This is a genomic window from Piscinibacter sp. (assembly GCF_050175855.1).
GTDB lineage: Bacteria > Pseudomonadota > Gammaproteobacteria > Burkholderiales > Burkholderiaceae_C > Piscinibacter.
Map to the genome: position 1 here is coordinate 1 of NZ_JBFXIO010000301.1, position 6,579 is coordinate 6,579.

The window sequence follows — 6,579 nt, forward strand, 5'->3', positions numbered from 1 at the left end:
AGCCAACCAGCGCGACGACCTCGGCCGCCTTCTTCTCCCAGTGCGGCTCGAGGAGCTGCTTCTTGATCACGTGCGCGGCGATGCCCGGCAGCCAGGCCGGGTCGATCGCGGCGATGCCGCGGCCGAACAGCCGCGTGGTCTCGACCAGCTCGGCGGCGACGATCCAGCGCCCCGGCTTCTTCGACAGGTGCGTGCCCGGGTGGCGGTGGAAGCGGATGCCGCGCGCACCGAGGTACCAGTCCTCGTCGTCGCTCTTGCAGCCGATATTGCCCAGCAAGCCCGCCAGCAGCGACAGGTGGATCTGCTCGTAGGTGGCCGGCGAGCCGTTCAGCCGCCAGCCGTGCTCGGCCACCACGGTGTGCAGCTGCGAATGCAGGTCGCGCCACTCGCGCACGCGGCGCGGCGAGATGAAGTGCTCGCGCAGCAGCTGCTCCTGCTTGCGCACGCTCAGCTTGTGTTCACCGTGGCCACCCTTGCTGTCCTCCAGCCACTTCCACAGCTTCAGGTCGCCCATGAACTCCGAGCGCTCGTCGTCGAACTTCTTGTGCGCGCTGTCGGCGGCCTGCTGCTGCTCGAGCGGCCGGTCGCGCACGTCCTGCAGGCTGAAGGCGGCGGCGATCACCAGTACCTCGGTGAGCGCGTGGCGGTCGCGCGCCTCGAGGATCATGCGGCCGACGCGCGGGTCCAGGGGCAGCTTCGAGAGTTCACGGCCGATCGGCGTGAGCTGGTTCAGCTCGTCGACCGCGCCCAGTTCCGACAGAAGCTGATAGCCGTCGGCGATGGCACGGCGCGGCGGCGGTTCGAGGAAGGGAAAGTCCTCGACATTGCCCAGGCCCAGCGCCTTCATGCGCAGGATCACGCCCGCCAGCGAGGAACGCAGGATCTCCGGGTCGGTGAAGCGCGGCCGGCCGGCGAAGTCCTTCTCGTCGTACAGGCGGATGCAGATGCCGTTGCTCACGCGGCCGCAGCGGCCGGCGCGCTGGTTGGCCGCGGCCTGGCTCACCGGCTCGATCTGCAGCTGCTCGACCTTGTTGCGGTAGCTGTAGCGCTTGACCCGCGCCGTGCCGGCGTCGATCACGTAGCGGATGCCCGGCACCGTCAGCGAGGTCTCGGCCACGTTGGTGGCCAGCACGATGCGCGGCGCGCCGTGCGGCTCGAAGACGCGGTCCTGCTCCTGCTGCGACAGCCGCGCGAACAGCGGCAGGATCTCCACGCCCGGCGGGTGGTGCTTGCGCAGGTGTTCGGCCGCCTCGCGGATCTCGCGCTCGCCGGGCAGGAAGACGAGCACGTCGCCGCAGCCTTCGCGCCAGAGTTCGTCGACGGCCTCGCCGATGGCGTCGTTCAGGTCGAACTCGCGGCTCTCCTCGAACGGCTTCCAGCGCTGCTCGACCGGGAACAGCCGCCCCGACACCTGGATGACGGGAGCCGGCCCCTTGGCCGAGGCGAAGTGCTGCGCGAAGCGGTCGGCATCGATGGTGGCCGAGGTGACGATCACCTTCAGGTCGGGCCGGCGCGGCAGGATCTGGCGCAGGTAGCCGAGCAGGAAGTCGATGTTCAGGCTGCGCTCGTGCGCCTCGTCGATGATCAGCGTGTCGTAGGCGCGCAGCAGCGGGTCGCTCTGCGTCTCGGCGAGAAGGATGCCGTCGGTCATCAGCTTGACCGAGGCGCCGCGCTGCAGGCGGTCCTGGAAGCGCACCTTGTAGCCCACCACCTCACCCAGCGGCGAGTTCAGCTCCTGCGCGATGCGCTTGGCCACGCTGGAGGCGGCGATGCGCCGCGGCTGCGTGTGGCCGATCAGCCCCTTGCCGCCCGCGCCGAGCCCGCGGCCGAGGGCGAGTGCGATCTTCGGCAGCTGTGTGGTCTTGCCCGAGCCGGTCTCGCCGCAGACCACCACCACCTGGTGCTCGCGCATCGCCAGCGCGATCTCCTCGCGCCGCGCGGAGACGGGCAGCGATTCCGGAAACTCGATCGAGGGGATGGCGGTGGCGGCGGGCGTGGGCACGGGGCGCGGATTATCGGAGATGAACCCCGCGACCCCGCCGGGCCCTGCGGCACAATCGCCTTCGCCGCCCGACCCTGCCGCCGATGAGCCTCGTCTTCCCCCACACCTTCGTGCCATGGTTCCGCCATGTCGCGCCCTACATCCACGCCTACCGGGGCAAGACCTTCGTGGTGGCCATCGCGGGCGAGCTGATCGCCGCCGGCAAGCTCGACCGCTTCGCGCAGGACGTGGCGATCCTGCACGCCATGGGCATCAAGCTGGTGCTGGTGCACGGCTTCCGCCCGCAGGTGAACGAGCAGCTGCGCGTCAAGGGTCATCCGGCGCGCTACAGCCACGGCATGCGCATCACCGACGCGGTGGCGCTCGACTGCGCGCAGGAGGCCGCCGGCCAGCTGCGCTTCGAGATCGAGGCGGCCTTCTCGCAGGGCCTGCCGAATACGCCGATGGCCAATGCGATTGTGCGCGTGGTGTCGGGCAACTTCCTCACCGCGCGCCCGGTGGGCATCGTCGACGGCGTGGACTTCATGCACAGCGGCGTGGTCCGCAAGGTCGACGCCACCGCGGTGCGCCGCGCCATCGACACCGGCGCGCTGGTGCTGCTGTCGCCATTCGGCTTCTCGCCCACCGGCGAGGCCTTCAACCTGACGATGGAAGACGTGGCCACCAGCGCGGCCATCGCGCTGCAGGCCGACAAGCTGCTGTTCATCACCGAGATCCCCGGCATCCACGAGAAGCCCGATGACACCGAGAGCCCGATCGACACCGAGCTGGCGCTGGCCGAGGCCGAACGGCTGCTCGCCGCCCTGCCCGCCCCGCAGCAGCCCACCGACCCTTCCTTCTACCTGCGCCACTGCGTGAAGGCCTGCCGCGGCGGCGTGGAGCGCTCGCACATCCTGCCCTTCGCCGTCGACGGCGCGCTGCTGCTGGAGGTGTTCACCCACGATGGCATCGGCACCATGGTGGTCGACGAGAAGCTCGAGAGCCTGCGGGAGGCGACGGCCGACGACATCGGCGGCATCCTGCAGCTGATCGAACCCTTCGAGACCGACGGCACGCTGGTCAAGCGCAGCCGCACCGAGATCGAGCGCGACATCGGCCACTACACCGTGATCGAGCACGACGGCGTGATCTTCGGCTGCGCGGCGTTGTACGCCTACCCGGAGTCGCGCACCGGCGAGTTGGCGGCACTGACCGTCTCGCCCAACGTGCAGGGGCAAGGCGACGGCGAGCGCATCCTCAAGCGCGTCGAGCAGCGTGCCAAGGCGATGGGGCTGGGCAGCATCTTCGTGCTCACCACGCGCACCATGCACTGGTTCATCAAGCGCGGGTTCGCCCCCGTCGACCCCGACTGGCTGCCCGAGGCGCGCAAGCGCAAGTACAACTGGGACCGGCGCTCGCAGGTCCTCGTCAAGAAACTGTGAAAGGAGTTCACCCATGGCCCGCACCGTCCAGTGCACGTACCTGAAGAAGGAAGGCGAAGGCCTCGACTTCGCGCCCTACCCCGGCGAGCTCGGCAAGCGCATCTACAACGAGGTCAGCAAGGAAGCCTGGCAGCTGTGGATGAAGCACCAGACCATGCTGGTCAACGAGAACCGGCTCAACCTCGCCGACCAGCGCGCCCGCCAGTACCTGGCGCGGCAGATGGAGAAGTTCTTCTTCGGCGAGGGCGCGGAGCAGCCGGCGGGCTACGTGCCGCCGTCCAACTGAGCGCAGCGGAGCCGGCCGCGCCTTGATCTGGCGCAACAGAACAGGACTGAGAACGATTCTCGTTTGTGGCTAGAATGCGGGCATCCGTTTCCAGGAGCCCGCATGAAGATCCGTTCCGTCGCCCTCGCCGCCACGCTTGCCCTCGCTGCCGCTCTGCCGGCCGTTGCGCAGGAGAAGGTGCTCAACCTCTACTCGGCGCGCCACTACCAGACCGACGAGGCGCTGTACGCCAACTTCACCAAGGCCACCGGTATCCGCATCAACCGTGTCGATGCCGACGACGCCGGCATCCTGGCGCGGCTGAAGAGCGAAGGCTCGGCCAGCCCGGCCGACGTCATCCTGCTCGTCGACGCTGCCCGCCTGTGGCGCGCCGAAACCGACGGCCTGTTCCAGCCCTTCAAGTCGGCCGTACTGGAGCAGCGCATCCCCGCCACGCTGCGCGGCACCGATGCCGGCCAGGGCTCGCAGTGGTTCGGACTGTCCACCCGCGGCCGGGTGATCGTCTACAACAAGGCCAGCGTCACCAAGGACGACGTCGACACCTACGAGGAACTCGGCGACCCGAAGAACAAGGGCAAGGTCTGCACCCGCTCGGGATCGCATCCGTACAACCTGTCGCTGTTCGGCGCGGTGATGCAGCACCTGGGCGAGCCGGCCACCGAGGCCTGGCTCAAGGGCGTGGTCGCCAACATGGCGCGCGCACCGAAGGGCGGCGACACCGACCAGATCAAGGCCGTGGCCAGCGGCGAATGCCGGATCGCGGTGACCAATACCTATTACCTCGCCCGCATGATGCGCTCGGCGAATCCCGACGACCGCGCCGTGGTCGAAAAGGTCGGCGTGGTGTTTCCCAACCAGTCGTCCTGGGGAACCCACATGAATATCGCCGGTGCCGCGATCGCGAAGAATTCGCCCAACCTCGCCGCGGCGCGGCAGTTCATCGAGTATCTGGCCAGCGATTCGGCGCAGACCTATTTCGCCGACGGCAACAACGAGTGGCCCGCGGTGCCGAGCGTGAAGACCGCCAACCCGGCACTGGCCGCACTCGGCGCGTTCAAGGCCGAAACGATTCCGGTGGCCGTGACCGGGGCCAACCAGACGAAGGTCCAGCAGATGCTCGACCGCGTCGGCTACAAGTGAATCCGCGGGTATCTCACTAATTCCGGGGGGCGTCGGCAAACGGCGTTCTCCCTAGAATCGCCCGGCCGGAATCGGGTGTTTTCCAGGGAGAAGCACATGGCCACGCTGCAGGAACTGCTGTCGCAGAAAGAGGCGATCGAGCGGGAAATCGAACTGACCAAGAAGCGCGACCGCGCCGAGGCGATCGCCCGGGTGCGCGCGCTGATGGCCGAATATGGCCTGACGCTGGCCGACCTCGGCGGCAAGGCCGCGCCGGCGGCGCGCAAGGCCGGCGCAGGCGGCAAGGTGCCGCCGAAGTACCGCAATGCCGCGACCGGCGACACCTGGAGCGGCCGCGGCCTGCAGCCCAACTGGCTGAAGGCCGCGCTGGCCTCGGGCCGCAAGCTCGACGATTTCAAGGTCTGAAGTCCCCCGCCAGCCACCGCCGCCACTGGCCATGACCACCCTGCGTGCCCTGCGCCGAGCGGCCCTGCTGCCGCACGGCGATGCCACCTTGCTGGTGTGGGGTCTGGTGCTGTGCGCGGCGTACTACGCCACCGGCCTGCTCGGCCTGGCCGCGCCGCAGCTCGGCGAGCAGGTCAGCCTCATCTGGCCGCCGGCCGGCCTGGCCTTCGCAGCGATGCTGCGCCTCGGGCCGCGGCTGTGGCCCGCCGTGGCGCTCGGCGCGCTGCTGGTGGCGCTGTCCACCGGCCTGCCGCTGTGGACCGCCACCCTGCTCGCACTGGGCAACTCGGCCGGCCCGGCCCTGGCCGCCGATGCGCTGCGCCGCCATGGCCTGCACCCGGCGCTGGATCGGCGCCACGACCTGCGCCTGCTCGGGCTCGGTGCCGTGGCCGGCACGCTGATCACGGCGCTGAACGGAACGACCTGGCTGCTGCTGAGCGGCACGCTGCCCTGGTCGTCGGCGCTGCCGGCACTGGCCTACTGGTGGGTGGGCGACCTGATGGGCGTGATCGTCGTCGGCGTACCTCTGCTGACGGCGTCGAGGGGCACCCTGCAGAGGGCCTTCGACGAACGCCAGCGCCTGGGCAGCGCGGCGCTCGCCGGCGGGGCGCTGCTGGGGGCGTGGCTGGCCTTCCGCGGCGCGCCCGGCGCGGTGTCGCCGCTGCTGTTCCTGCCCTACCTGCTGCTGGGCTGGCTGGCGCTGCGCAGCGGCGTATTCGCGGCCTCGGCCAGCACCCTGGTGATCTCCGCCATCGCGGCGGCCGGCACGATCCTCGGCCATGGCCCCTTTGCCGACGCGGCGCCCACCGCCGCGCTGGCGATGCTGGCCGGCTACCTCGCCACGCTGTCGGCGATGCCGTTGCTGGTGACAGCGCTGACCGGCGAACTCGGCACCACCGAACAGCGCTGGCAGCTGGCGCTGGCGGCGTCGCAACTGGGCGTGGCGGACTGGGACCTGCGCCGCGGCGAACTCGAACTGTCGGCGCGCTGGAACGCACTGCTCGGCGAGCCGGCGCTGACCACGCGCGAGCCGGCGCAGGCGTTCTGGGCCTGCCTCCATGGCGACGATCTCGCCGGCGTCCAGGCGGCCTTGGCCTCGCTGCGCCGCGCCGACGAGGACTCGGTGCGAGTCGAGTGCCGCATGCGGCGCGGCCAGGCGGCCTGGCGCTGGTTCGAGCTCAATGCCCTCGTGGCCGATCGGGATGCGGGCGGCGAGCCGATCCGCGTCGTCGCCACCGCGCGCGACGTGCATGGCGAGCGGGAGGCCGGCGAGCGCCAGCAGGCCG

At 70.2% G+C, this 6,579-nt stretch carries 6 protein-coding genes; 5 read left to right on the forward strand and 1 reads right to left on the reverse strand.

Annotated features, from left to right (window positions below; genetic code table 11):
* On the reverse strand, positions 1-2,119 hold a 2,119-nt coding region (gene hrpA / locus AB7U92_RS19450), incomplete at its 3' end, for an ATP-dependent RNA helicase HrpA (protein ID WP_428580769.1).
* Here hrpA and argA point away from each other — a divergent pair.
* The 5 genes from argA to AB7U92_RS19475 form a co-directional block, all read left to right on the forward strand.
* The gene (argA, locus tag AB7U92_RS19455) at positions 2,086-3,423 is read left to right on the forward strand and encodes an amino-acid N-acetyltransferase (protein WP_428580772.1); all 1,338 of its coding nucleotides are present in this window, start codon (positions 2,086-2,088) and stop codon (positions 3,421-3,423) included. The two genes, hrpA and argA, sit on opposite strands and share 34 nt — an antisense overlap.
* 13 nt (positions 3,424-3,436) lie before the next feature.
* Positions 3,437-3,709, forward strand: a complete 273-nt coding sequence (locus tag AB7U92_RS19460; protein ID WP_428580774.1) for an oxidative damage protection protein — start codon at positions 3,437-3,439, stop codon at positions 3,707-3,709.
* 102 nt (positions 3,710-3,811) lie between these two features.
* Positions 3,812-4,849 carry an extracellular solute-binding protein gene (locus AB7U92_RS19465; protein WP_428580777.1) on the forward strand — a complete coding sequence of 346 codons (1,038 nt, stop codon included), beginning with the start codon at positions 3,812-3,814 and terminating at the stop codon, positions 4,847-4,849.
* A gap of 96 nt (positions 4,850-4,945) precedes the next feature.
* Positions 4,946-5,254 carry an H-NS family nucleoid-associated regulatory protein gene (locus tag AB7U92_RS19470; RefSeq protein ID WP_428580780.1) on the forward strand — a complete coding sequence of 103 codons (309 nt, stop codon included), beginning with the start codon at positions 4,946-4,948 and terminating at the stop codon, positions 5,252-5,254.
* A gap of 31 nt (positions 5,255-5,285) precedes the next feature.
* The coding region (locus AB7U92_RS19475) for an MASE1 domain-containing protein (protein ID WP_428580783.1) at positions 5,286-6,579 on the forward strand (1,294 nt) is incomplete at its 3' end.

Excerpts from the sequence above, each read along its gene's own strand:
- AB7U92_RS19460 (WP_428580774.1), top strand. The coding sequence starts at position 3,437 with ATGGCCCGCACCGTCCAGTGCACGTACCTGAAGAAGGAAGGCGAAGGC.
- AB7U92_RS19470 (WP_428580780.1), top strand. The coding sequence starts at position 4,946 with ATGGCCACGCTGCAGGAACTGCTGTCGCAGAAAGAGGCGATCGAGCGG.
- argA (WP_428580772.1), top strand. The coding sequence starts at position 2,086 with ATGAGCCTCGTCTTCCCCCACACCTTCGTGCCATGGTTCCGCCATGTC.
- AB7U92_RS19465 (WP_428580777.1), top strand. The coding sequence starts at position 3,812 with ATGAAGATCCGTTCCGTCGCCCTCGCCGCCACGCTTGCCCTCGCTGCC.